Source organism: Vicinamibacterales bacterium (genome assembly GCA_035699745.1).
GTDB lineage: Bacteria > Acidobacteriota > Vicinamibacteria > Vicinamibacterales > 2-12-FULL-66-21 > JAICSD01.
The window spans coordinates 71,476-96,995 of sequence record DASSPH010000013.1 but is presented as its reverse complement, the minus strand read 5'-3'; the positions used below and the strand labels follow the sequence as shown (position 1 = coordinate 96,995).

The 25,520-nt window shown below is 68.6% G+C and carries 20 protein-coding genes; 11 read left to right on the top strand and 9 right to left on the bottom strand.

Features of this window, described 5'->3' with window-relative positions; translation table 11 throughout:
* Positions 1-59 precede the first annotated feature (59 nt).
* The 3 genes from VFK57_02070 to hydA all read right to left on the bottom strand — a co-directional run bounded on the left by VFK57_02070 (position 60) and on the right by hydA (position 4,635).
* Entirely contained in the window at positions 60-1,253 is a 1,194-nt protein-coding gene (locus tag VFK57_02070; GenBank protein HET7694468.1) for a hypothetical protein, read from the bottom strand.
* Between the two features lie 261 nt (positions 1,254-1,514).
* Positions 1,515-3,005, bottom strand: a complete 1,491-nt coding sequence (locus VFK57_02065) for an NCS1 family nucleobase:cation symporter-1 (protein ID HET7694467.1) — start codon at positions 3,003-3,005, stop codon at positions 1,515-1,517.
* Between the two features lie 223 nt (positions 3,006-3,228).
* Positions 3,229-4,635: a dihydropyrimidinase gene (hydA, locus tag VFK57_02060; protein HET7694466.1), complete on the bottom strand. Its 1,407-nt coding sequence runs from the start codon at positions 4,633-4,635 to the stop codon at positions 3,229-3,231.
* A 124-nt stretch (positions 4,636-4,759) separates the two neighbouring features.
* On the opposite strand from hydA, the gene pheA reads away from it, so the two are divergent.
* Genes pheA through ilvC form a run of 4 tightly spaced genes read left to right on the top strand, consistent with a single transcriptional unit; the run spans position 4,760 to position 8,973 of the window.
* A complete protein-coding gene (pheA, locus tag VFK57_02055; GenBank protein ID HET7694465.1) occupies positions 4,760-5,620 on the top strand; it encodes a prephenate dehydratase in 861 nt (286 codons plus the stop codon).
* Positions 5,621-5,624: 4 nt separating this feature from the next.
* On the top strand, positions 5,625-7,331 hold the full coding sequence (gene ilvB / locus VFK57_02050; protein ID HET7694464.1) for a biosynthetic-type acetolactate synthase large subunit: 1,707 nt from the start codon (positions 5,625-5,627) through the stop codon (positions 7,329-7,331).
* A 36-nt stretch (positions 7,332-7,367) separates the two neighbouring features.
* Positions 7,368-7,937: an acetolactate synthase small subunit gene (gene ilvN, locus VFK57_02045; GenBank protein ID HET7694463.1), complete on the top strand. Its 570-nt coding sequence runs from the start codon at positions 7,368-7,370 to the stop codon at positions 7,935-7,937.
* A 13-nt stretch (positions 7,938-7,950) separates the two neighbouring features.
* Positions 7,951-8,973: a ketol-acid reductoisomerase gene (gene ilvC, locus VFK57_02040; GenBank protein ID HET7694462.1), complete on the top strand. Its 1,023-nt coding sequence runs from the start codon at positions 7,951-7,953 to the stop codon at positions 8,971-8,973.
* Positions 8,974-9,104: 131 nt separating this feature from the next.
* Here the strand turns inward: ilvC and VFK57_02035 are convergent, their stop codons facing one another.
* A complete protein-coding gene (locus tag VFK57_02035) occupies positions 9,105-9,974 on the bottom strand; it encodes a nitrilase-related carbon-nitrogen hydrolase (protein HET7694461.1) in 870 nt (289 codons plus the stop codon).
* Between the two features lie 64 nt (positions 9,975-10,038).
* Here VFK57_02035 and VFK57_02030 point away from each other — a divergent pair, with 64 nt between their 5' ends.
* Positions 10,039-11,166: a hypothetical protein gene (locus VFK57_02030; GenBank protein ID HET7694460.1), complete on the top strand. Its 1,128-nt coding sequence runs from the start codon at positions 10,039-10,041 to the stop codon at positions 11,164-11,166.
* Here VFK57_02030 and VFK57_02025 read toward each other — a convergent pair.
* Together VFK57_02025 and VFK57_02020 are read right to left on the bottom strand one after the other, a co-directional pair.
* Entirely contained in the window at positions 11,139-11,957 is an 819-nt protein-coding gene (locus tag VFK57_02025; protein ID HET7694459.1) for a glutamate--tRNA ligase family protein, read from the bottom strand. The two genes, VFK57_02030 and VFK57_02025, sit on opposite strands and share 28 nt — an antisense overlap.
* A 21-nt stretch (positions 11,958-11,978) precedes the next feature.
* Complete coding sequence (locus tag VFK57_02020) at positions 11,979-15,551, bottom strand: kelch repeat-containing protein (protein ID HET7694458.1); 3,573 nt, start codon at positions 15,549-15,551, stop codon at positions 11,979-11,981.
* A gap of 481 nt (positions 15,552-16,032) precedes the next feature.
* On the opposite strand from VFK57_02020, the gene VFK57_02015 reads away from it, so the two are divergent.
* Entirely contained in the window at positions 16,033-16,953 is a 921-nt protein-coding gene (locus VFK57_02015; GenBank protein HET7694457.1) for a hypothetical protein, read from the top strand.
* Between the two features lie 18 nt (positions 16,954-16,971).
* On the opposite strand, the gene VFK57_02010 is transcribed toward VFK57_02015, so the two are convergent.
* A complete protein-coding gene (locus VFK57_02010; protein ID HET7694456.1) occupies positions 16,972-17,448 on the bottom strand; it encodes a hypothetical protein in 477 nt (158 codons plus the stop codon).
* Between the two features lie 35 nt (positions 17,449-17,483).
* Here VFK57_02010 and VFK57_02005 point away from each other — a divergent pair, with 35 nt between their 5' ends.
* The 5 genes from VFK57_02005 to VFK57_01985 all read left to right on the top strand — a co-directional run bounded on the left by VFK57_02005 (position 17,484) and on the right by VFK57_01985 (position 22,605).
* Positions 17,484-18,398 (top strand): dihydrodipicolinate synthase family protein, encoded by a 915-nt coding sequence (locus tag VFK57_02005; protein HET7694455.1) that lies wholly within the window; start codon positions 17,484-17,486, stop codon positions 18,396-18,398.
* Positions 18,383-19,177 (top strand): SDR family oxidoreductase, encoded by a 795-nt coding sequence (locus VFK57_02000; protein HET7694454.1) that lies wholly within the window; start codon positions 18,383-18,385, stop codon positions 19,175-19,177. The genes VFK57_02005 and VFK57_02000 overlap by 16 nt, the downstream gene beginning before the upstream one ends.
* A 103-nt stretch (positions 19,178-19,280) precedes the next feature.
* Positions 19,281-20,207, top strand: coding sequence for a proline dehydrogenase family protein (locus VFK57_01995; GenBank protein ID HET7694453.1), 927 nt, complete (start codon positions 19,281-19,283; stop codon positions 20,205-20,207).
* Positions 20,208-21,158: a polysaccharide deacetylase family protein gene (locus VFK57_01990; GenBank protein ID HET7694452.1), complete on the top strand. Its 951-nt coding sequence runs from the start codon at positions 20,208-20,210 to the stop codon at positions 21,156-21,158. It begins immediately after the preceding gene.
* 1 nt (position 21,159) lies between these two features.
* Complete coding sequence (locus VFK57_01985; GenBank protein ID HET7694451.1) at positions 21,160-22,605, top strand: amidohydrolase family protein; 1,446 nt, start codon at positions 21,160-21,162, stop codon at positions 22,603-22,605.
* A 99-nt stretch (positions 22,606-22,704) separates the two neighbouring features.
* Here the strand turns inward: VFK57_01985 and VFK57_01980 are convergent, their stop codons facing one another.
* Positions 22,705-24,204, bottom strand: a complete 1,500-nt coding sequence (locus tag VFK57_01980) for a hypothetical protein (protein HET7694450.1) — start codon at positions 24,202-24,204, stop codon at positions 22,705-22,707.
* Between the two features lie 172 nt (positions 24,205-24,376).
* The gene (locus VFK57_01975) at positions 24,377-25,513 is read right to left on the bottom strand and encodes a c-type cytochrome (protein ID HET7694449.1); all 1,137 of its coding nucleotides are present in this window, start codon (positions 25,511-25,513) and stop codon (positions 24,377-24,379) included.
* Positions 25,514-25,520: the final 7 nt, after the last annotated feature.

The window sequence follows — 25,520 nt, the reverse complement described above, 5'->3', positions numbered from 1 at the left end:
GGCCCGCTCCTCGCTCGTCGATCCTCGCTCCTCGCTCCTCGCGCCTCGCTCCTCGCGCTTCACGGCCTGATTTTGATCTCGGCCGCGAACAGCATCGTTCGATCGTTATCCCGCGACGCCCACTTGCGCAGCGTATCGACGTTCTTGTCGACCCGTCCGTCGAACGCCACGCGTCCGTTGACGTTGACGACGACGTTCTGGGTGAAGTCGAACTGTTCCGGCGACAGCAGCAGGGTGAACTCCTTCACCCCGCGCGTCGACGCGTGGATCGTGTTCTTCGATCGCACGAGATCGACGCGGCCCGACCTGGCGTTTGTGAAGACGCGTTGCCCGCCGGCGACGTTGGGGTCGTCGAGCCTGGCGTCGGACGCCGAGCTGCCCAGCGCGTCGATCACGAGCCAGTGCGCGCGGTTGAGGGTCCGCGTGTCCGACACTTCCCACGTGAGCCGATCCGGCAGCGGCACGCGCGGCCGCGACGCGGCGAAGCGCTCGAAGTCGTCCTTCAGCGTCGGCCACCAGCTGGTGTCGTGGCCGGCGTCGCGCTGCGGGCGGTATTCGATCGGGACGCCGAGCTCGCGCATGTACGCGATCGACGGCTCGACCAGTTCGATCGGGTACAACGGGTCCTTGCCGCCGTTGACGACGTAGAGTGGCTTGTTTCGCAGGTTGTTGAGAAACAGACTGGTGCGGATCTCGAGCTGGGGATTCCGCAGCACGAGCACGTAGCCGTTCAGCGGAACGAACGCGGCATACGGCGTCGTGTCCCGCATGGCGACGTAGAACACGCCGGTGCCGCCGTCGGAGACGCCCGAGATCACGACCCGGTTCTCATCCACGTTGTAATCGCGCTTGACGTCCTCGAGGATCCCGCGCAACGCGGCGACCTGCGTGTCGCTCCACCACGGCGCCTCGCTCCAGCCCGCGGGCATGATGTAGATCTGCTCGGCTCCCGCGAGGCGGACGGTGCCGTCGCCGCGGAGCGACGGATCGTCGCGCATCACCCCGCCGTGCAGCTGGAACCGGACCGGATACTTCTTCGCGGGATCGTAGGACGGGGGGACGACGAGCCAGTATGCGTGGGCGCCGTGCTTGCGCTTCAGCGCTCCCGTCTTCACGTCGCGGGTGTAGGTGCGTCCCTGCGTCAGTCGGGCGTACTCGGCGTCGAACGTCGTGGGCGCCTGCGCGGCCGCGGCGGCGCCGTGCACCGCCAGCGCCGCCGCCAGTGCGGGGGCCAGGTCTACGAAACGGCGCATCGCGGTGCCATAGCGCAGATTCTGCCACGCAGCCTGTCAGCCCGGACGGCGGTTTACGCACGTGGGATCGCCGAGGCTGCCCGTCTGCTCACGTGCGGCCGCCGGTTTACAGACCTGGCACCCGGGAGCTGGCGCTCCATAGACCTGGCACCGGGGCCTGCCGCTCTACAGACCTGGCACCGGGACACTGTCGGTTCACAGACCTGGCACCGGGGGCTGCCGCTCTACAGACCTGGCACCGGGAGACGGGGAACTGCCGCTCTACAGACCTGGCACCCGGGACTGCCCGTTTGCAGACCTGGTCCCTTGCCGCACCAGCGCCAGGTAGACGACAGCCGCCACGGCGAAACCGATGAACCAGGCGTAGTCGTACACGGGACGCAGGGCCGGGATCACTACGCCCGACCAGGCCGCGGCGCAGCCGGCGGCCGTCGCCACCGCCCCGGGCACGTGCCATCCCGCGGTGTAGCGATACGCGCCGTCGGCCAGATACAAGTCCTCCAGCCGCAGCTCCGTCTTGCGCACGATCCAGTAGTCGGCGATGAGCACTCCCGCAATCGAGCCGAGCCCGCCCGAATAGCCGAGCAGCCAGGTGTAGATGTAGCCCGACGGATCGGCGAGGAGCCGCCACGGCTGGATCGCGATGCCGAGCACGCCGGTGATCAGCCCGCCGGTCTTGAACGAGATCGCCCGCGGAAACGCGTTGGCGAAGTCGTTCGCCGGCGACACCACGTTGGCGGCGATGTTCACCGCCAGCGTCGCGACCACGGCCGTGAACATCGAGATCGCAATCACGAACGGATCGCGGAAGCGTCCCACCAGCTTGATCGGATCCCAGATCAGTTCGCCGTAGATCACCGCCGTCGCGCTGGTGATCATCACTCCCATCGCCGCGAACACGAACATCGTCGTCGGCAGCGCCACCACCTGTCCGACGACCTGCTCGCGCTGGCTGCGCCCGAACCGCGTGAAGTCCGGCATGTTGAGCGACAGCGTCGCCCAGAAGCCGATCATCGCGGTGAGCGAGGGGACGAACACCTTGAAGAACTCGCCGGCGCTGGCGAACCGGCCCGGGTCGGCGAGCAGCGGCCCCAGCCCGTTGGCGCGCCAGATCGCCCACGCCAGCAGGCCGGCGGTCATGATCAGGACGAACGGCGCCGCCCAGTTCTCGACGCGGCGCAGCAGGTTCATGCCGCGATAGATGACGAAGATGTTCAGCCCCCAGAAGAGCAGAAAGGACAGCCACTCGGTCGCGGTGTGCCCGCCGAACCCGCCGCCGAGCAGCGTGGGCCATCCGGGGACGACGGTGGCGAAGAACGTGTTCAACGCTTCACCGCCGATCCACGCCTGAATGCCGAACCAGCCGCAGGCGACGAACGCGCGCATCAACGCCGGCAGGTTCGATCCGATCGTCCCGTAGGCGGCACGCGCGAAGACGGGGAAGGGAATGCCGTACTTCGTGCCCGGGTGCGAGTTCAGCAGGATCGGAATGAGGACGATGGTGTTGCCGAGCCCGACGGTGACGAGCGCCTGCCACCAGTTCATGCCCGACGCGATGAGCCCCGAGGCGAGCATGTAGGTCGGGATGCAGTGGGCCATCGAGATCCACAGCGCCGCGTAGTTGTAGGTGGTCCAGGTGCGCTCCCGGATCGGCACCGGCGCGAGATCGTCGTTGTACAGAGGACTGGCTTCGACGCGTGCGCGATCCGCCAGCTCGACGCGGCCGTCAGTGAGGGTGATTTGGGACGGCATCACTGACCTCTTAATCGAAGGAGTCGAAGGAAGACGAAGGTCGGCGAAGGAACTCGAAGGAGACCGGCTCTCTGGTCGAAGGCGGCGAAGGTCGAAGGGCGAAGAAGCGAACGACGAAGGATCGCAGCGCCCCTTCGACCTTCGCTTCCTTCGAACAGGAGAAGAGCCTCCTTCGACGCTCCTTCGCCTGCCTTCGCATCCTTCGACCCTTCGATTACAGACCTCAGAGGCCCGCCGGCGCGAGGCTCGGGCCTCGCTTGACGAACCGGCCCGCCCCCTTCGCGCCGACGAACCTGTCCCCCTCGACGATCACCTTGCCCTGCGAGATGACGACGCTCGGCGCGCCCTCCACCACGGTCCCTTCGTAGGGGTTGTAGTCGACGCGCATGTGCAGCGTCTTGACGCCGAGCCGCTGCGTCTTCTTCGGGTCGAAGATCACGATGTCGGCGTCGCTGCCGACGGCAATCGTCCCCTTGCGCGGAAACAGCCCGAACATCTTCGCCGGCGTCGTCGAGCACAGCTCGACGAACCGGTTCAGCCCGATGCGCCCCTGGCGCACGCCGCCGTTGTGCACCAGCGTGAGCCGGGTCTCGATCCCCGGCGCCCCGTTGGGGATCCTGCTGAAGTCGTCGACGCCGAGCTCCTTCTGGCCGGCCATGCAGAACGGGCAGTGGTCGGTGGAGATGACCTGCAGATCGTTCTGCCTCAGCCCCTTCCAGAGCACGTCCTGGTGCCACTTCTCGCGCAGCGGCGGCGACATGACGTATTTCGCGCCGTCGAAGCCGGGCTCCTCGTAGTTGTCGTACGAGAGAAAGAGGTACTGCGGACACGTCTCCGCATAGGCGGGCAGCCCCATGTCGCGCGCCTCGCGGACCTTCTGCAGCGCGTCGGCGGACGAGAGGTGGACGATGTAGATCGGCACCCCGGCCATTTCGGCGAGCGCGATCGCGCGGCCGGTCGCCTCCGCCTCGGCGCGCGGCGGCCGCGTCAGCGCGTGGTACTTCGGCGCCTTCTGTCCCTTGCGCAGCGCCTCCTGGACGAGGAGATCGATCACGCCGCCGTTCTCCGCGTGCATGCAGATGACGCCGCCGTTGTCGCCGGTGCGGCGCAGGGCGCGGAAGATCGTGGCGTCGTCGACCATGAAGACGCCGGGATAGGCCATGAACAGCTTGAAGCTGGTGATTCCCTCGTCGCGGACCATCGCGTCCATGTCGGCGAGGCCCGCGTCGGGCAGCTCGGTGACGATCATGTGGAACGAGTAGTCGATCACCGCCTTGCCGGCGGCCTTGCGCATCCACTCGTCGAGCGCATGACGCATGGTCTGCCCGCGATACTGAATCGCGAAGTCGACCAGGCTGGTCGTCCCGCCGAACGCGGCGGCGATGGTGCCGGTCTCGAAATCGTCGGCCGACGTGGTGCCGCCGAACGGCATGTCCAGGTGCGTGTGCACGTCGATGCCGCCGGGCAGCACGTACTGCCCGGCGGCGTCGATGACGCGGTCCGCCGGGAAGCGATGCGACGGCAGGTCGCGGCCGATCGCGGCGATGCGCCCGTGATCGTCGCAGAGGACATCGGCGGCATAATCGTCGGACGCGGTGACGATCCGGCCGTTGGTGATGAGCAGGCTCATTGGGTCACGCCCCCCCGGAAGGCGGAATACTCGCACGAAAGCCGCTTGATAATGTTCGCTTATCATGCTGTAAAAACTATTAGATTGACGCATAGATCGGAGGTCCAGCACAATGCCGGGAACCATGCGGATTGCCTTCCAGGGAGAGCCGGGGGCCTACAGCGAGGCCGCCTTGCTGGCGTTCGAGCCGGACGCCATTTCCGTGCCCTGCAAGAGCTTCGAGGAGGTCTTCCAGGCGGTGGCGGAGGGGCGTGCCGGGCGCGGCATCCTGCCGATGGAGAACTCCATCGGCGGCAGCATCCACCGCAACTACGACCTGCTGGTCGAGCACGAGCTGCCGATCGTCGGCGAGGTCGAGCTGAAGGTGGAGCACTGCCTGCTGGTCCTGCCCGGCGTGCGCATGGAGGACATCCAGGTGGTGCACTCGCACCCCCAGGCGCTGGCGCAGTGCGAGCGTTTCCTCAAGGGGCTGCCGAACGTCGAGATCGCGGCGGTCTACGACACCGCCGGCGGCGCCAAGCTGATTCGCGAGGGGGGGATGCACCATGCCGCGGCGATCGCCTCGCGCCGCGCCGCCGAAGTCTTCCAGCTCGAGATCCTGAAGGAAGGGCTGCAGGATTTCGACACCAACATCACGCGCTTCTTCGTCATCGCGCGCCAGGCGATGACCGAGGGGGCGGACAAGACGACGATTGCGTTCGCGCTGCCCAACGCGCCCGGGGCGCTGTTCCGCGCGCTGAGCGTGTTCGCGCTGCGCAACATCGATCTGACCAAGCTCGAGTCGCGCCCGCTGCGCGGCCGGCCGTGGGAGTACATGTTCTACGCCGACCTGGCGGTTTCGCGCGACGACCTGCAGTGCGCGCGGGCGCTGGTGAACCTCGCCGAGTTCGCGCGCTGGGTGCGCACGCTCGGCACCTACCGCGCATCCTCGGCGCCCTCGACGGTGCCCTCGCCCACGCGCGACGCGGTGACGGGAGCGCTGTGACGACATGAAGAAAACGGGTGCGCAGATTCTCTGGGAATGCCTCGTCCGCGAGGGGGTGACCGATATCTTCGGTTATCCCGGCGGCGCCATCCTGCCCGCCTACGACGCGATGCTGGATTATCCGATCCGCCACGTCCTCACGCGGCACGAGCAGGGGGCGACGCACATGGCGGACGGCTACGCGCGCGCCACCGGCAAGGTCGGCGTCGCCATCGCCACCTCGGGTCCCGGCGCGACCAACATGGTCACCGGCCTGGCGACGGCGATGATGGACTCGTCGCCGATCGTCTGCATCACCGGGCAGGTGGGCAGCCGTCTGATCGGCTCCGACGCCTTCCAGGAGACCGACATCACCGGCGTCACGCTGCCGGTCACCAAGCACAACTACCTCGTGACCCGCGCCTCGGACGTGGCGCCGGCGGTGCGCGAAGCGTTCTATCTCGCGCGCAACGGCCGTCCCGGCCCGGTGCTGATCGACGTCACCAAGGACGCGCAGCAGTCGACGGCGACCTTCGACTGGGAGGCCGCGGCGCCGCGGCCGCACGGCCGCCCGGCGCTGCCGCCGCAGGAGCGCGAGTACCGCGAGGCGCTGGCGCTGATCAACGCCGCCGAGCGGCCGGTGATTCTCGCCGGCCACGGCCTCATCCTGGGCAACGCGATGACCCAGGTCCGCGCCCTGGCCGAGCGCGGCCAGATTCCGGTCGCGATGACGCTGCTCGGCATCGGATCGTTCCCGGCGTCGCACGAGCTGAACCTCGGGATGATGGGGATGCACGGCGAGGCGTGGGTGAACACGGCGATCCAGCAGGCGGATCTGCTGATCGCGCTCGGCATGCGCTTCGACGACCGCGTCACCGGCACCCTCGCCAGCTACGCGCCGAACGCGAGGAAGATCCACGTCGAGATCGATCCCGCCGAGATCAACAAGAACGTCCGCGTCGACGTCGGCATCGTCGGCGACGTGCGCGCGGTGCTCGACCGCATGCTGCCGGAGGTGGCCGCCGGCAACCGTCAGCCGTGGCTGCGCGCGATCAGCGATCTGAAGGGCGGCGTCGCCGTCCTCGACATCAAGAACCTGCCCGACAGCGGGCATCTCTATGCCGCCCACGTCATCCACGATCTCTGGCGGGCGACCAACGGGAAGGCGCTGGTCGTCACCGACGTCGGCCAGCACCAGATGTGGGAAGCGCAGTACTACCACCATGACGTGCCGCGGTCGCTGATTACCTCGGGCGGCCTGGGGACGATGGGGTTTGCGCTGCCGGCGGCGATCGGCGCCAAGATCGCCCGCCCCAAGGCGGAGGTCTGGGTGGTGGTCGGCGACGGCGGCTTCCAGATGACGATGGCGGAGCTGGCGACGATCGTTCAGGAAGATCTGGACATCAACATCGCCGTCATCAACAACGGCTACCTCGGCATGGTGCGGCAGTGGCAGGAGTTCTTCTACGAGCGCCGCTATGCGGCGACGCCGCTGCTCAGCCCGGACTTCGTCAAGATCGCCGAGGCCTACGGCATCCGCGGCCAGCGCGTGCGGCAGCGCGCGGAGGTCGTTCCCGCGGTGCAGGCGGCGCGCTCGTCGGCGCAGACGGTGCTGATCGACTTCGCGGTCGAACAGGAAGACACGGTGTATCCGATGGTGCCGGCGGGCGCGGCGCTCGATCAGATGATCCGGCGTCCCAGTCCGATCGTCGAAACCGCGGCTGACGCCTAGACCGGGCCTTCGCGACCGCTACTGGCGAGACACGCTATGCAAACTACTTTCATCGTCCACGTGGAAGATCAGCCGGGCGTGCTGACGCGGGTGACCTCGTTGATCCGCCGCCGCGGCTTCAACATCGAGTCGCTGACCGTCGGGCGGACCGAGCGGCCCGGCGTGTCGCGCATGACCATCGTCATGGACGTCGACGACATCATGGTGGCGCGCATCGAAGCGCATCTCTACAAGCTGGTGAACGTCATCACCGTCGAGAACGTGACGCCGGTGCCGGCGGTCTACCGCGATCTCGCGATGATCAAGGTCGCCGCCACCGAGGCGTCGCGCGGGCCGATCATGCAGCTGGTCCAGGTGTTCCGCGCGCGGGTGGTCGATGTCTCGCCCGACTCGCTGGTCATCGAGACCACGGGTCCCGAGGCGAAGATCGACAGCCTGGTCGAGATGCTCAAGCCGTACGGCGTGCTCGAGATGGCGCGGACCGGCCGCGTGGCGATGTCGCGCGGCGCCGCGACGGCGGGGGCGGCCGCAGCCGCGGCGTACGCGGCGCGGACCACGATCGAGGACGACATTCCGCTCGACAGCGGCATTTCCTGCTCAGTCTGACAAGGGGACGTTGATGGCGAAGATGTTCTACGACAAGGATGCGGAGATCGCGCTGATCGCGAACAAGCGCGTGGCGATTATCGGCTACGGATCGCAGGGGCACGCGCATGCGCTGAACCTGCGCGACAGCGGCGTCGAGGTCCGCGTCGGGCTGCCGGCGGCGAGCGCGTCGCGGGCCAAGGCGGAGAAGGACGGGCTGACGGTGCTGGAGCCCGCGGAGGCGGCGCGCTGGGCGGACGTCATCATGATCCTGACGCCGGATCATTCGCAGGCCGCGCTCTACCGCAGCGCCATCGAGCCGCACCTCACGCCCGGCAAGATGCTGATGTTCGCGCACGGCTTCAACATCCGCTTCGGCGCGATCGCGCCGCCGGCGGGCGTCGACGTCGCCATGATCGCGCCGAAGTCGCCCGGGCATCGCGTCCGCGAGCTGTACAAGGAGGGCGGCGGCACGCCGGCGCTGGTCGCCGTGCATCAGGACGCCACCGGGCAGGCGCGCGCGCTGGCCCTGTCGTACGGCAAGGCGCTCGGCGTCACCCGCGCCGGCGTCGTCGAGACGACGTTCGCGGAAGAGACCGAGACGGACCTGTTCGGCGAGCAGGCGGTGCTGTGCGGCGGCGTCAGCGCGCTGGTGAAGGCGGGATTCGAGACGCTGGTCGAGGCCGGGTATCAGCCCGAGGTCGCGTACTTCGAGTGCCTGCACGAGCTGAAGCTGATCGTCGATCTGATGTATCGCGGCGGCCTCAGCTACATGCGCTACTCGATCAGCGACACGGCGGAGCACGGCGACTACACCGCCGGGCCGCGCATCGTCACCGACGAGACGCGGCGGGCGATGAAGGCGCTGCTGACCGAGATTCAGAACGGCACGTACGCCAAGGCGTGGATCGCCGAGAACCAGGCGGGACGCCCGACGTTCGACGCGCAGCGCGCCAGCGAGCAGACGCACCAGATCGAGCGCGTCGGCGCGAACCTGCGGCGGATGATGCCGTTCGTCGATCCGGTGGAGATCGCGCCGCTGGTGACCACGCCCTGAGTGCGTCGGCCCGTCTCAGCGAGGCACTGCTTACAACGCGGTGATCACCACGAACAATCAGGTGTTCTTCGTGGTCTTCGTGGTCTTGGTGCCGGAGCGTCTGCCGTCGGCTCGTCTCGGCGAGCCACCGCTTACAGCGCGGTGATCGCGCTGTAGGTCTCCGGCCGCCGATCCCGGTAGAACTGCCAGGTGTCGCGGACTTCCCTGATCACGTCGAGGTCGAGATCGGCGACGACCAGCTCGTCGCGATCGCGGCTGGCTTCGGCGATGAACCGGCCGCGCGGATCGCAGAAGTAGCTCTGGCCGTAGAACTCGCCGATGTTCCACGGCGCTTCCGTCCCCACCCGATTGATCGCGCCCACGAAGTAGCCGTTCGCCACCGCGTGCGCCGGCTGTTCCAGCTTCCAGAGATACTCCGACAGTCCGGCGACGGTCGCCGACGGGTTGAACACGATCTCCGCGCCGTTCAAACCGAGGATGCGCGCTCCTTCCGGGAAATGGCGGTCGTAGCAGATGTAGACGCCGATCTTCCCGGCCGCGGTCTGGAACACCGGATAGCCGGTGTTGCCCGGACGGAAGTAGTACTTCTCCCAGAAGCCGGGCGCGACCTGCGGAATGTGGTGCTTGCGGTACTTGCCCAGATAGCGGCCGTCCGCGTCGATCACCGCGGCGGTGTTGTAGTAGACGCCGGTGTTCTCGACCTCGTAGATCGGGAGCACGATCACCATGCCGAGCCGCTTCGCGATGTCCTGAAACTGCTTCGTCGTCGGTCCGTCGGGGATCGGCTCGGTCAGCTCGTACCACCGCGTCTTCTGCTCGGCGCAGAAATAGGGCCCGTAGAACAGCTCCTGCAGGCAGAGCACCTGCACGCCCCGCGCGCCGGCCTGCTCGACCAGCGGCAGGTGTTTCTCGATCATCCGCCGCTTCACGTCGTCAGTGGACCCTTCGAGCGAGACGTCCGCCCTGACCTGAATCAGCCCGCCCTTGATGATTCTTGGCATGGGCGGAAGGTAGCACAGTCGGGGATCGGGGGATCGGGGGTATCATCCGCCTCAGGAGAACGCCATGAGCACGATGCTGGCGACGCGGTTCACCGGAATCGATTTCGAGAATCCGTTCCTGCTCGCGTCGGCCCCGCCGACCGAGTCGGACGCGAACATCATGCGGGCGTTCGAGGCCGGCTGGGGCGGGGTCGTCGTCAAGACGATCGGCATGCACCCGGTGGTCAACGTCAAGGGACCGAAGACGAAGTTCCTGCGGTCCGCGATCGACAGCTACCGGATGTCGATGGACAAGCGGCCCAACACGGCGCTGCACTCGTCGTGGAACTGGGAACTGATCTCCGACAAGCCGCTCGACTGGTGGCTGCCGCGCCTGAAGAAGATCAAGGACGCCTTTCCCCACAAGGTCCTGGTCGCGTCGATCATGGCGGGGTCCGCCGACGAGAACGAGCTGAACCACTGGCGCGAGCTGGCCGCGGCGTGCCAGGAGCAGGGCGTCGACGCCTTCGAGCTGAACCTCTCGTGTCCGCACATGGACCGCGTCGACATGGGATCGAACATCGGCAAGAACGTGCAGCTGATCGACACCGTCGTCCGCGCGGTGAAGGAAGTCGCGCGGCGGCCGGTGTGGGTGAAGCTCACGCCGACCACCACCAACATCGCCAAGGAAGCGGAGGCGGCGTTCAACGCCGGCGCGGACGCGATCTCGTCGTCCAACACGTTCACTTCGCTGCCGCCGATCGATCTCGACTCGCTCGAATTCGAGGTCAACGTCGACGGCAAGGTGTCCTACGGCGGACTCGGCGGACCGGCGATCCTGCCGCTCTCGATGGCGAAGATGGCGCAGATGACGACGGCGTTTCCGTCGCGCAGCTTCTCGGGGATCGGCGGGATCTCGGACTTCTCGCAGGCGCTCAATTACTTCCTGCTCGGCTGCGGCACGGCGCAGGTGTGTACGGCGGCGATGCTCGATCACGCGATCGGGCCGAACGTGATCAAAGGATTGATCGCCGGGATGCAGGCGTTTCTCGAGAAGAACGCCGGCAGGGGGTGGCGCTCGCTCGACGACTTCCGCGGCCTCCGCCGCGATCGCATCGTCGCGCACCACGAGATACGGCGGCCCGACGAGAAGGAATACTTCGGCGGGAAAGACGCGCCCGAGGGCTACGCCGCGCCGTCCCTCAACGCCTGAATCGCCGCGCTCTTCACGTCCGCCGGCGTCCACCCCCGCGCGCGCAGCTCGCGGACGCCGGTGTCGCCGTCGGACTTGCTCAGCTTCTGCGCCGGCGATTTCATCAGCAGCGGATGGTGCATGAACGCCGCCGGCTGCGTCCGCCCCAGCAGCCGCGCCAGGCGGATCTGCCGTCCCGTCGACGCGAGCAGATCGATCCCGCGGATCACCAGATCGATTTCCTGATCGAAGTCATCCACGCTGACCGCGAACTGGTAGGTCCAGTTGCCCAGCCGATCGCGAATCAGCACGTCGCCGCACTGCCCGGACGGATCCTGCGCCTGCGGACCGGCCAGCAGGTCGTCGAACCGTTCGACCCCCGGATCCATTCGCACGCGCCAGCCGACCCCGTCGGCGATCGCCAGGCGGCGGCCGCGGCAATGGCCGTCGTAGACCAGCTCCGCCGCGCCGGAGTCGATGGGCGCTGGCCGATCAGCGCCGGCCGCTCGCGCCTCGATGTCCTTTCGCGTGCAGTCGCACGCGTAGACGAGGCCCTGCGCGATCAGCGCGTCGACGCCCCGCCGATACACGGCATCACGATCGCTCTGGCGGACGACGGGGAAGTCCGGCACGTAGCCGAGCCACGCCAGATCTTCGAGGATGCCGGCCTCGTATTCGGGCCGGCATCGCTCGCGATCGTGATCCTCGATGCGCAGAATGACTCGATGATGGCTACCCCACACGTACTCGGCGTTGAGGACGTGCCCGAGATGCAGCCATCCCGTCGGCGCGGGTGCGAACCGTGTCAGCAAGCGCTCTCGATCTTAGTCCTCCTAGAAGAGCCGCGGCACGAACGCCAGCGTGGCGCCGTAGGACGCGTTCCCGGACCGATCGGCGCAGCCGACCACGATCAGGTAGAGGCGGCCGGGTCCTGTGGCATTGCGCTCGGCCCGCAGCCGGACCGTCAGTGACCCTGGCGTGAACTCCCAGTCCGGACTGGTGGTCCCGACCGGCTCGCTGCTGAACACGGCGACGATGCCGCACGTGGGCGCCGGGTCGACGAGATCCGTCGCGGTCACACTTACGGTCACCGGGACCATCTGTCCGAACGGCAGCAGCAGCAGCCACGGACTCGCGGTGACGCTCGTGATCGCCGGCGGCGTCGTGTCGGGCGCCTCCACCGTCATGGCCCCGCACGTGTTCGTCGTCTCACACGAGATGCCGGCCGCTTCGGCGATGATCGTCGCCTGACCCGCGGCGGTTGCGTTCGCGAACCCGAATGGAGAGATCGTCGCGACGCCTGCTGCCGGCGACACGCGCCACGCCACGACCGGCTGTGCGCTGCTGCCGCTGTTGCCCTGACTCAGCGAGAACAGTTGCGGTGACTGCACGCTGAACGCCTCGAGCACCCCCGAGGGATCCTGAGCAACCGGGAAGCCGGTCTGGCCGCCGGCCACGTAGATGACGTCGCCGACGAGCGAGGCGGCCGCGCGTGTCCGCGCCGTGGTCATGGGCGACAGCGCCGCCCAGCCATCAGGCTGCAAACCTGCCACGGGGCGGTACATCTCGGCGAGCTTCAGCGCCCCGTTGTTCGATCCGCCGAACACGAACAACGCGTTCATCGCCACCACGCCGCTTGCGCCGGCCGTCGGCGCCAGCAGGTTCGGGCCCTGCGTCCACGTGTTCGACGCGACGTCGTAGAGATCGACCCGGTTGACCGCGGCGCCGCCTGCCGGCGCGCCGCCGGCGACAACGATCAGGGTCCCGCCGTTGAGCGCCCCCGCCGCCGTTCCCTCGCGGGCGAGCGGCAGCGGCGCGAGCGTCGTCCAGCCGGTTGCCGGATCGAACCGCTCGACGGTATCGACAACGCCGCCCGCGCCCGTGCCGCCGATCGCGTAGAGGCGGCCGTTCGCCGCCACGAGCGAGAAGTTCGACCGCGGCGTCGGCAGCGCGGGCCAGCCGGTGGTCCACACGCCCGTCTGCGGGTCGAACGATTCCACCGCGCCGCTCGCCGCGCCGCCAGCGGTTCCGCCGACGACGAACAACTGGCCGTTCAGCGCGGCCACGCCGGCGCCGTCGCGCGGCGTTGGCAGCACCGCCTCCGGCGTCCACGTGTCCGTCGCCGGGTGATACGCGTTCAGCGCGTCCGTTGCGGCGCCGCCGATCGTGCCGCCGACCACATACACGACATCCGCGCCGTTGACGGCCAGCGTCGCGGCACCCGAACCGAATCGCGGCGCCGGCAGCGGCGCCTTCGGCGACCATCCGGTAATCGAGACCTGCACGGGACTGCCGCCGAAATCCGTCATCGCTCCTTCGAACCGCGTTCCCGTCCACGTTGCGTTGAGCGACACCGACGCGGGCACCGCCGGGTTCGTGCAGGCGATCGTCAACGCCACGCTCGTGTCAGTCGCCGTGCCGGTCGCGCGGACCAGAAGATTGTTGGTCTGTCCCCACAGCTGGTCGACCGCGCCGCTGGCGTCGGGGGTGAACCCCTGGCTCGAGAGGCCGCCGTTCACCGTGCCGCAGGGATCCACGCCGAGGCCCGGCAGGAACCGTACTTGCCAGCGGTGATTCCCAGGTCCGCTGAATGGAGGTCCGCTCGACGGTCCTTGCAGGATCTTCGACGTGCCGTCGGTGAACGCCCCCGTCGCCGTGAACTGCCGGCCCTGTCCCGGCGCGACCGTCGTGGATCCCGGCGTGACGGCGATCGACTGCAGGCCGGCATTCACCGTCACGTTCAGGTTCCGCGTCGCCGTGTTGCCCGACGCGTCACGTACCGTGATCAGCACCGAGGTCATGCCATGCGGGAACAGCGATCCGGAGGCGTGCGACGTCGTCACCGCCGGATTCGGATCGGCGGCATCGGCGATGAACGGGAGCTGATACGTGACGTTCGCGCCCGCCGCGGACGTCGCCGTGGCGAACACGTTTGCCACCGGTCCGATGATCGGCTGCCGGGTGTCGGTGATGTTCACAGGGAACGTCAGCGTCGCCAGCGAGCTGTTGGGACCTTGCGCCGTGCACGTCACCTCCGTCGTGCCGAGCGGGAAGATCGATCCGGAGGACGGGGCACAGCCCGGAATCAGCGGTCCGTCGGAATCGAACGCGCTCACGGTGAACGTCGCGATCCCTCCGCCGAAGCCCGTGGCTTCGGCGGTGACGCCGTTCGGGCCGTTGATGAATGCGTTCGATGGAGTGATGACGATGCCGGCCGGCACTGTGAGCGAGGCGTCATCGTAGCCGGGATCGCTGCTCGTGAACGTCACCGTGACGTCGTAGCTGCCGACGCCGACCGGAGCGTTCACCCCGCCCGGTGAGTAGGCAATCGTCGTGGTGCCGTTGACGAACGCTCCGTTGATGCCGCTGACCGACGCGAACACGGTTCGCGGCGATCCGCTGTAGACGAACGTGCCGGTGCCGGACAACTGGATGGTCGGCGCCGGCAGGTTGTAGCGATGGTGCGTGGCGGTCTGCACGTTGTCGGCGTCCGCACCGCCGATCACGTGAAGCGCGCCGTCGATCACCATCACCGCCGCCGGCAGGTAATGTGCCGCCGGCATCGGCTCGAGCTGAACCCAGCTGTTGGTGGACGGATCGTACGCCTCGACGATGTCGAGCTCCTGGACGTTGTTGCTGCCGCCTGCGGCATACAGGATCCCGTTCAGCACCGCCAGCCCGGCCCCGTAACGCGCCGTTGGCATCGGCGCCAGCGTCTGCCATCCGTTGGTCGCGGGATCGTAGACTTCGACCGTGTTCACGGGCCCGGTCGTGAGCCCGCCGACGACGTACAGCTTGCCGCCGAGGACCGCGGCTGCCGCGTGCGCGCGCGCCGTCCCGATCGACGCTCCCGTGGACCACTGGCCCGTGCCGGGATCGAAGATCCGCAGCGACGTCACCGGGGTGGTGTTGTCAGGATTCATCCCGGTGGCGACATACAGCTTGTCCGCGATGACGCCGCCGGCTGTCGCCGCGGCCGCCTCGGGCAGCGCCGGCCCTTCGGACCACGCGTTGGTGGCCGGGTCGTACATCTGCAGGTTGGCGATGTTGCCGGATTGTCTCTGACCGCCGGCGACATAGATCTTCCCGTTGATCGTTCCCGCGGTCGCCGCGTAGACGCCAATCGGGATCGGCGCGCCGGTCGTCCAGGCATCCGTCTGCGGGTCGTAGATCTCGAGCTGGGTGAAGCGCAGGGGCGCCACGCTCAGTGGATCGACGCAGCAGCCGCTGGCCACGTACAGCTTTCCGTCCAGGACGGCGTGCGGACTTCCGACCCGGGCCGTCGGCATCGGCGCCCGCGTTTGCCAGGTTCCGCCGCCCAGACCCTGGGTGCGCGGCGTCAGAAGCACGAGCGCGCTGACGATCAGCGCGGCACACGTCGATACACGATGCGTCGCAGGTCGCATGGGGAGCTCCTCTCTGAGTTTGGAGGAGCCGAGCATCGTCCACGCGGCGCACGCACCTCAATCGGCATTTGCGCGCATTAGTGCTCTTTGTGTAGAAAGGACCCAAATGCAGCCTTCCCCCGAGGGTAACCGCCGGCTGGACTCGTGGAAGGCGATCGCGGACTACCTGGGTCGCGACGTCGGGACTGTCCGCAGATGGGAAAAAGCGCAGGCACTTCCGGTGCGCCGCGTTCCCGGCGGGCGGGGACGATCTGTTTTCGCCTTCACGGATGAAATCGACGCCTGGCTGCGTGACTCGGAATCGCGAGGCGCCGCCGCGCCGCCGCCGGCGCGATTGTCGCTGCTATCCATGCCGGCGTCGCGGTGGATGTGGCCGGGAGCAGCCCTTCTCCTGATAGTCATCTCTGCGGCAGCCTTCTTCGCTCTTGGCGGCCTGCCAGGCGCCGGCCCAGTCACGATTCAGATTACAGAACTGGGTGTCGTGGCGCAGGACATGTCGGGCGCCGAGCGATGGCGGTATGCGTTTCCGTCCGAATACCGCACGCTGCCCGGCTCGATCGGCCGTCAGTGGGTGGCGCACCCGGGATCGAATCCCGCGGCATACGTCGTCACCTCGCACCGCCTGATGCGCGACAATCGCGTTCTCGGCGGCGAACTGATGGCGTTCGATACGCGCGGCACGGTGCTGCGGCGCTTCTCGTTCGACGACGAGTACCGGCTGCGGGGGACCGCGTTCGGTGCGCCGTGGGCCATGACGACCGTCGCGGCCGAGCCGGGTGGCCGCGTCGCGGTGGCGGCGCATCATTACCTGTGGGAGCCGACCATCGTCACGGTGTTCGACCGCGAGTTCAACCGGACCGGCACGTTCGTGCATGCCGGCTGGATCGAAGCGCTCGCGTGGCTCGGGCGCGATCGCCTGTTGATCGGCGGCTTTCAGCAGGCGCGGAACGGCGGCATGATCGGACTGCTGAATCCGGCAGCGATGCACGGGCAGGGACCGGAGGAGCCGGGCTCGCAGTTCTTCTGCGAAGACTGCGGGCCGGATCGGCCGCTCAAGCTGGTCGTCATGCCCCGGTCGGAATTGAACGTGGTCACCGGATCGCGCTTCAACCGGGCGCTGATCGAGGTGCTGCCGGATCGCCTGATCGCGCGCACCGTCGAGATCCCTGAAGAGTCGCCGTCGCAGGGGGCGCCGGATGCGATCTACGAGTTCACCTACGACCTCGAGTTGCTGGGCGCGACCTACGGCGCGCAGTACTGGGACAAGCACCGCGCGCTGGAGGCTGCCGGAAAGCTACGGCACACCCAGGAGCATTGCCCCGAGCGCTTCGGTCCGCGGCAGATTCACGTCTGGGATCGCGCCTCGGGATGGCACACCAGAGCGCTCCATCCGATTCAGTGAGGCGGGCGATGGTGAGCCTTACTTCTTGACCACCTCGGTTCCGCTGACAGGGATCCCGCAGACCGTCCCCGTGTAGTTGACGGTGACGTTGCCGTCGGCGCCGAGGGTGGCGCGGCTGTTGGTGAACGTGAACGGGCAGTTCACGCCGCCCTGCGAGACGAGCCCCGCCGCACTCCAGTTGATCGCGTCGCCCGACAGCGTTCCCGCGCCGGATCCGCTGACCGCGATGTTCCCGGCGCAGGTGGCCGTGAACGTCACGTTCGCGCTCGTCGCGTTCGTCGGCGTCACCGTGTACTTCACGTTGCCGCATCCGGTCGCGGGGTTGGACGCGTTCACCGATGACCACGTGCCGGCGAACGCGTCCAGCGAGCCCGCCGGGCTCGGGCCCGTGGGACTGCTCGTCTCGTCCTTGTCCTTGCCGTTGAGGAAGGGCAGATTGCACCCGGCGGCGGCGAGGGTCGCGAGAAGGCAGGCTGCGGCGAATCTGGATTTCATACCCGCTGTTATCGTGACGTATGATTCGGTACTTTATGGCTTTCGAAGGCGTCTATTCCATTATCCCCACGGCATTTACCGACTCAGGCGATCTCGATCCGGCGAGCCAGCGCGCGGTGGTCGACCTCTTCATCGACAAGGGAGCGAACGGACTGACGGCGCTCGGCGTCACCGGGGAAGTGGCGAGGCTCGAGGAGCGCGAGCGGGCGGAGATTCTTCAGGTCGTGGTCGAGCAGGCCGCGGGGCGCGTGCCGATCATCGCCGGCACGTCCGCTGAAGGCACCCGGACCTGCATCAGCTACTCGCGCCAGGCGAAGGGGCTCGGCGCGGCGGCGGTGATGGTGAGTCCGCCGCGCATGCCGAAGCTCAATTCCGCCGCGGTCGTGAATCACTACAAGGCGCTGGCGGATGCGGTGGACCTGCCGATCATCGTCCAGGACTACCCGCCGATCACCGGCTTCGCGATGGAGCCCTCGCTGCTCGCGCGCATCGCGAAGGAGGTGCCGGCGGCGCGGACGATCAAGCTCGAGGATCCGCCGACGCCGTTCAAGACCGCCCGCATTCTCGAGGCCGCCGGCGACACGACGGTGCAGATCTTCGGCGGTCTCGGCGGCGTGTTCCTGCTCGAGGAGCTGATCTCCGGCGCGACGGGGGCGATGACCGGCTTTGCGTTCCCGGAAATCCTCGCGCGGATCATGAAACACTGGAATGCCGGCGAGAAGGACGCGGCGGCGGACGTGTTCTATCGCGCCGTGCCGCTGATGCGGTTCGAGTTCCAGGAAGGCATCGGCATGGCGATCCGCAAGGACGTGCTGCGTCGCCGCGGCGCGCTGAAGAGCGCCGCCACGCGCGCGCCGGCGGGAGCGCTCGACGCGCCGACGAAACTGGCGCTCGACCGTGTGCTCGCGTGGGTGACCTCGCAGAAAGGCATGGAATGGATCTCGGTCTGAAGGGGAAGGTTGCCATGGTCGGGGGCGCCAGCCGCGGCCTCGGCTACGCGGTGGCGGAAGCGCTGGCGCGCGAAGGGGCGTCGGTGTCGATCTCCTCGACGACCCCCGCCACGCTGGACGCCGCGGCGAAGCGGATCGCCGGCGCCGTGCCGGGGGCCCAGGTCCTCGCGACGCCGGTGGATGTCCGTCACGCCGATCAGATCGCGGCGTGGGGCAGGCAGACGATCGAGCGCTTCGGCGGCGTCGACCTGCTGTTCACCAACGCCGGCGGCCCCCCGGCGGGTCCCGCCGTCTCGTTCGACGATGCGGCGTGGCAGAACGCGATCGACCTGCTGCTGTTCAGCACCATCCGGATGGTGCGCGCCGCGGTGCCGTCGATGAAGGGGCGCGGCGGCGGCGCGATCCTGATGTCGACCTCGTCGTCGGTGAAGGAGCCGATCGCGAATCTCGGCCTGTCCACCGTGCTGCGCGCGTCGGTCTCGGCGCTCGCCAAGACGCTGGCGCTGGAGCTGGCGGCCGACCGGATCCGCGTCAACCAGATCATCCCCGGGCGCATCGACACCGATCGGGTCAAGCAGCTCGATGAGATCGCGGCGAAGAAGCAGGGGATTGCGGTGGGCGAGGCGAAGGCGAAGGCGGAAGGGACGATTCCGCTCGGCCGCTACGGGCAGATCGACGAATACGGCCGCGTGGCGGCGTTCCTGCTGTCGGACGCCGCGGCTTACATGACCGGCGCGACCGTCCAGGTGGACGGCGGCCTGATCCGGAGCGTGCTGTGAGAAAAAGGGGACAGTCCCCATTTTTCGCGCCTGTTTTCGCGGCTGTGGGAAAAAGGGGACTGTCCCCTTTTTTCGGGGCAGAAGGGGACAATCAGTGTCAGTGATGCGGAAGGTGCTGCTCGCCATGTCGACCTCGGCGTTCCTGCGGGAGCAGGCGACCAGGCGGGCGTTCGTTCGACGGTCCGTCTCCGCGTTCATGCCGGGCGAGCAGGTGGAAGACGCGCTCGGCGCCGCCGCGGTCCTGAAGCCGCAGCGGATCCACACCATCCTCACGCGGCTCGGCGAAGGCGTCACCACACTCGACGAGGCGGAACGGGTCACACAGCACTATCTCGACGTGCTCGACAAGGTTCAGGCCGCCGGACTGGACGCGCAGATCTCGGTGAAGCCGACGCAGCTCGGACTCGATCTCGACCCCGAACAGTGCCAGCGGAATCTCGACCGCATCTGCGAGAAGGCGGCTCGGCTCGACAACGTCCCGGTCTGGATCGACATGGAGAACTCGCCGTACGTCGATCCCACGCTGAAGCTGTTCCGCACCAGCAAGGCGCGCTACCCGGGCGTCGGCATCGCGATCCAGGCGTATCTCTATCGCTCGGCGAAAGACATCGAGAGCCTCATCCCGCTCGGTCCGGCCGTCCGGATCGTCAAGGGCGCGTACCTCGAGCCGCCCGAGATCGCGTATCCGAAGAAGTCGGACGTCGACGAGAACTTCTACACGCTCTGCTGCCGGCTGATGGCCGCGGACGCGCAGCAGTCGGGCACGCTGCTGCACATCGCCACGCACGACGCGGCGCTCGCGGATCGGCTGCTGGCGTTCATCGACAAGAACAACGTCCCGCCCTCCGCCTACGAGTTTGCGATGCTGTATGGCATCCAGCGCGGCCAGCAGCAGCGGCTGGCGCAGAGCGGACGGCGGATCCGCGTCCTCATCAGCTACGGCGAGTACTGGTATCCGTGGTACATGCGCCGGCTCGCGGAGCGGCCCGCGAACGTCACGTTCGTCCTGAAGAACCTGTTCGGAGGTTAGATGACGCGGCTGCTCGCGGGTCTCGCGGCGCTGCTGATCCTGGCCGCCACCACGGCGGCGCAGGGCCAGTCCGGCAGCGCATCCGGCGCACGTACGATGGCCCTCACCTTCGACGATCTGCCGAAGTCGACGGGCATGGACGATCTGGAGTCGGCTCGCCGCACGACCGGCTCGATCCTCCGGGTGCTGAAGGCGCACCAGGCGCCGGCGGTCGCGTTCGTCAACGAAGGCAAGCTCTACGCCGGGCCGACGATGGTGCCGGAGCGGGCGGCGCTGCTGCGGATGTGGGTGGAAGGCGGCGTGCCGCTCGGCAACCACACCTACAGCCATTTCGATCTGAACGACGTCCCGCTCGACAGATTCCAGGACGACATCGTCCGCGGCGAGCGCACGTCCACGCGCCTCATGCGCGGCTCGGCGGAGCCGCGCTGGTTCCGCCACCCGTACACGCACACGGGACCGACCAGGGAGATCAAGGCGTCGCTGGAGAAGTTCCTGACCGGCCGCGGCTATCGCATCGCGCCCTTCACGATCGAGAACAGCGACTGGGTGTTCTCGGCCGCTTACACCAGGGCGTTACGCACCCCCGACCAGGCGCTCGCGGCGAAGATTCGCGACGCCTACCTGGCCTACACCGACACCATGCTCGACTGGTGCGAGACGCTGTCGGCCGAGACGTTCAATCGTCAGATTGCGCAGATCCTCCTGATTCACTCCAACGATCTGCACGCCGACGCGCTCGACGCGCTGCTGACGCGGATCGAGAAGCGGGGGTACCGCTGGATGACGCTGGCGGATGCGATGAAGGATGCGGCCTATGCGACGCCGGACGACTTCGTCGGCACCTCCGGACCCTCGTGGCTGCACCGCTGGCGGGTGAGCCTCAACCAGCCGTCGCGGCTGCGCGACGAACCCGATCCGCCGCAGTGGGTCGTGGACCTCACGAAATAGCATGCGTCCCACGCGCCGCCTCGCCGCCGCCTGCGCGGTCATCACGCTGACCGGCGTCCTGGCGGCGTCGCAGCCGCCGGCCTTCGATCTCGTCATCCGCGGCGGACGCGTCGTGGATCCCGAGACCGGCCTCGACGCCGTCCGCAACGTCGGCATCGCCGCCGGACGGATCGCCGCGGTCTCGACCGGGCCGCTGGCCGCGCCGCTGACCCTCGACGCGAGCGGACTGGTGGTGTCGCCGGGTTTCATCGACCTGCACGTCCACGTCAACGACGCGGCGACCTACCGTCTCGCCGCGCAGCAGGGGGTGACCACGGCGCTCGACCTGGAGATTGGCGCCCCGGACGTCGCCGCCTTCTATGCCGCCCGCCGCGGCGGCGCCGCGATCAATTACGGCACGTCCGCCAGCCATCCGTGGTCGCGCGTGCGCGCGTTCGGCGCCGAGCCTCCGGCCGGACCGATCGTTCCGGCGAGCGGCCGCGAGACGGAAACCGTCGCCGGCGAGGCCGAACGGCGCGCGCTGCGCACGCGGCTCGAGCAGGAACTGGCCGCCGGTGCGCTCGGCATCGGCATGGGGCTCGTCTATACGCCGGGCACCACGCGCGCGGAAGCAATCGAGACGTTCCGCGTGGCCGCGGAGCACCGCGTGCCGGTGTTCGTCCACGTCCGCAGCTCGGGCCGGATCGAGCCGGGCTCGAGCATCGAGTCGGTCGGCGAGGTGATCGCCGCCGCCGCGGTGACCGGCGCGCCGCTGCACATCGTCCACATCAACAGCAGCTGCCTGGCGGACGTGCCGGAATGCCTGCGCATGATCGCCGGCGCGCGCGCGCGCGGACTCGACGTCACCGTCGAGGGCTATCCGTACGGCGCGGGCATGACCGATCTCAAGTCCGCCGTCTTCAACCCGGGCTGGCAGCAGCGGCTCGGGATCACCGAGCGCGAGCTGTCGATTCCGGAAACCGGCGAGGCGCTCACGGCGGAGACGTTCGCGAAGTACCGCGCCCGGCCGGAGCCGCGCCTCGTGCTCATCCAGTCGAATCCCGACAGCATCGTCGATGCGGTGATCGCCGATCCGCTGACGATGATCGCGAGCGATGCGGTGATGCAGAACGGGAAGGGGCACCCGCGCGCCGCCGGCGCGTTCGCCCGCGTCCTCGCGCGCTACGTCCGCGAGCGGCGGACGCTGACGCTGAGCGATGCGATCCGCAAGATGTCGCTGATGCCGGCGCAGCGGCTCGGCGCCTCGCGCAAGGGACGGCTGCAGGCCGGCGCGGACGCCGACATTGCGGTGTTCGATCTCGACACGGTGGCGGATCGCGCGACCTACGCGTCGCCGGCGGTGCCCGCGGCCGGCGTCCGCCATGTGCTCGTGAACGGCGTGGCGGTGGTCAAGGACGGCGCGTTCGTGGAGGGCGCCGCGCCCGGACGGGCGCTCCGCCGCCCCTGACGCCCCGGATCGCACGGACAACACGGATTCGGAACCGAACCTCACCGTGTCCGCGACATCCCGCGAATCAGCAATCCGTGAAATCCGTGAAATCCGCGGCTACCGGACGGTCGCGGAGGCGGTGGCCAGCGGCGCCGCGCTCTGCGACGACATGGCGTCGAAATACCGCACGAACCGGGACGGCTCGTCCGCCGGGTAGCCGCGGAGATTGTCGGCCCAGCGGAATCCGATCGGCTGGAACAGCAGCGCCGCCTCGACGGTGAACGGGGCGGACGCGCCCGCCAGGTCCACCGCATAGCGGACGCGATCGCCGCCGCTCGTGAAGTCGGCGTCGTCGCGCGCGTCGCCGTGGACGGCGATGTCGGCATGCGCCGTGTGCTTGTCGAAGCCCTTCGGCAACAGCCGGTTGTCTTTCGCGTAGCGCAGCGCCGAGATCAGGCTCGTCGTGATTGCGCCGGCGCCGTCCGCCAGAATCGACTCGTAGATCTGCACCTGATCGCCGCGCCGGATCTCGCGATAGTGCGGCTCGAAGGCGGCCGGCTGCTCGTCGTTCGCGTTCCCCTCGATCGCGCCGGACGGCCGCAGCGCGCCGGACGAGAACACCGTCCGCCCGGAGCCGTCGCGGACGATCAAGCGGATCCACGCACGGCGCGAAGGGTATGCGGTCGGCAGCTTGTGCCCCGACAGGTTCGCGATCGACACGTCCACCGTCAGCTGCCGGCCGTCGCTCGCGGCGCGATCGATCGTCAGCCGCGCGGTGGATTCCTCGAGATGCGCCAGCGTCGACGCAGATGCCTGCTCCAGTTCCGCCGGCAGCGCCTCCACGCCGAGCGCGTCGCGGAAGCGATTCAGCATCGCGAGCACGAAGAAGTTCCCGCCGACGAACGAATGTTTCCTGGCGCCGGCGCGCGGCTGGCCGAGCACGGACGCGATCGGCGCCTCGCCGGCGATCGCCGGCATGTGGCACGTCTGGCAGCTCGCCGACTCGACGTAGATCGAATGCTGCCATTCCTGGAACGGCACCTGTTCGGGAAAGCGGCCGACGGCCTGACCGGCGCGGTCGCGCGCCGTGGTGTAGAGCGTATGGCAGGTCGCGCACAGCTCGGACTGGCGGACGTGCGCTCCCTCGGTCTGGCGGAATCCCGTCGCCGAGTGCATCACCTTCTGAAGCGCCGGGTCCGGCGTGAACGGCCCGAACAGCGGACGCGCCTCGGCCGGCGTCTTGGTGTCGATGGTGAAACCGCCGCTGAAGCTGCCGGGCGAGCCGAAATTGCCCGGCGTGATCTGGTGGCACAGCGTGCACGACACGCCGTCCTGCGCGAGGCGAGACAGGGCATCAGGCTGGGCGGCGCCGGGACGCGCTGCCTGTGGCAGGTGCGCGAAGACGGAAGCCGGCGTGCCCGCCGCGCGCGCCGCGGTGTGCGACATCGGCATGTGGCAGGTCGAGCATTCATCCTCGATCTCGTGCGCCGCCCGCGGATGATCGATCGTTTCGCGCCGCACGGACGCCTGCCAGTACGGATCCCTCGATGAGTTCGCCATCATCGTCGCCCGCCACGCGACGCCGATCGAGAGATCTTCGCCGGACGCCGACGTCATTCCGTTGTGGCACGCCATGCACTCGTGTGAGGCGACGAACAGCCCCGAACCCGCCGAAGGCGCTTGTGCTCGTCGAGCGTCAGGTGTGCGCGCCGCCGGAAGGGACAGGCAAACCGCCCACAGCAGGGAAGCGAGGAACAGCAAGCGGCGCGGAGGCGTGACGGTCACCCTCTCACCAGCCCGTGAAGAAGCCGCCGTCGAACCAGTCCCACAGCAAGTAGGCATGGAACGTCCGTCCGCGCCCTTCACGATTGGCCACGGGCACCTGGAGGCCGGCGCTGACCAGCACGTGATGGCGGCGGCTCAGCGAGACCTGCACTTGCGGAACGACGTCCCACTCGATCGGCGCGCCGGCGACGAGCGGCCTCGCCGCGGCGAGTTCGAGCATCGGCGACCATTCGCGGTGAAAGCGTCCCTCGAAGAACGTCTGCCCGGCGGCGAGGCGGACGAAGGCTTCGCGGGACGCCCTGGCGGTATCGCCGGGCAACTCGACCCCCGCCTGCGCCTGAAGGAAGCCGCCGCCGATCGCCTGACCCGCGGACACGAACGGCTCGAACACGACGGTGCCATTGCCGGCACCGGTGGAACGGCGGCCCGTGGGCAGCACCAGCTCCCCGCCCAGGCTGACGATCGATCCGCGCTCCGCGTCATGAAAAACGACATGCTTGAACGCGGCGGCGAAATCGCCGAGCCCGCGCGTCCACGGTCCCTCGCTGCCGGACTGCTGCAGCGCGACCGGGACGGCGACTTCCCACTGCGATCGCGCGCCGATCCTGCGCTCGTAGATGGCGCTGGTGGTAACTGACGCGCCGCCGCGGCGGCTCGCGCGCACCACGAACAGCGCCTCGTTCTCGGGATACGCCTTCTCCGTGACCAGCGCGCGCGGCAGGTTGAGATCGCCGGGCGGCCAGCGACGATCGCCGCACAGGCCGCGAATGTGGCCGACGACGCGAAGGATCTCGTCGTCTGTGAGGGCGCCGCCGAACGCCGGCATCCGCCGGGCGAACGCCCGCACCGGTCCGCCGGCGTGCACGATGGCGAACCAGTCGGCCTCCGCTTCCGGCGAGGCGAAGGCGCAGTCGGCGAAGTCGGGGAGCGGAGTGTCGAAGCCGACGCGCGCCTGCGGCGCTCCGCGGCCGTCGGGCCCGTGACACGCCGCGCATGCGGCGCGATAGATCTGCTCACCCGAACGCTGGGCGGATGCATGGGACGGCGGCGCGGCCAGGTTCGTGCCGGGCGTCTGCGCCTTCAGACCGATCGTCGCGCCGAGGAGGACTGCCGCTGTGAGGGTGAGACCGAGACCCTTCATCCGCGCA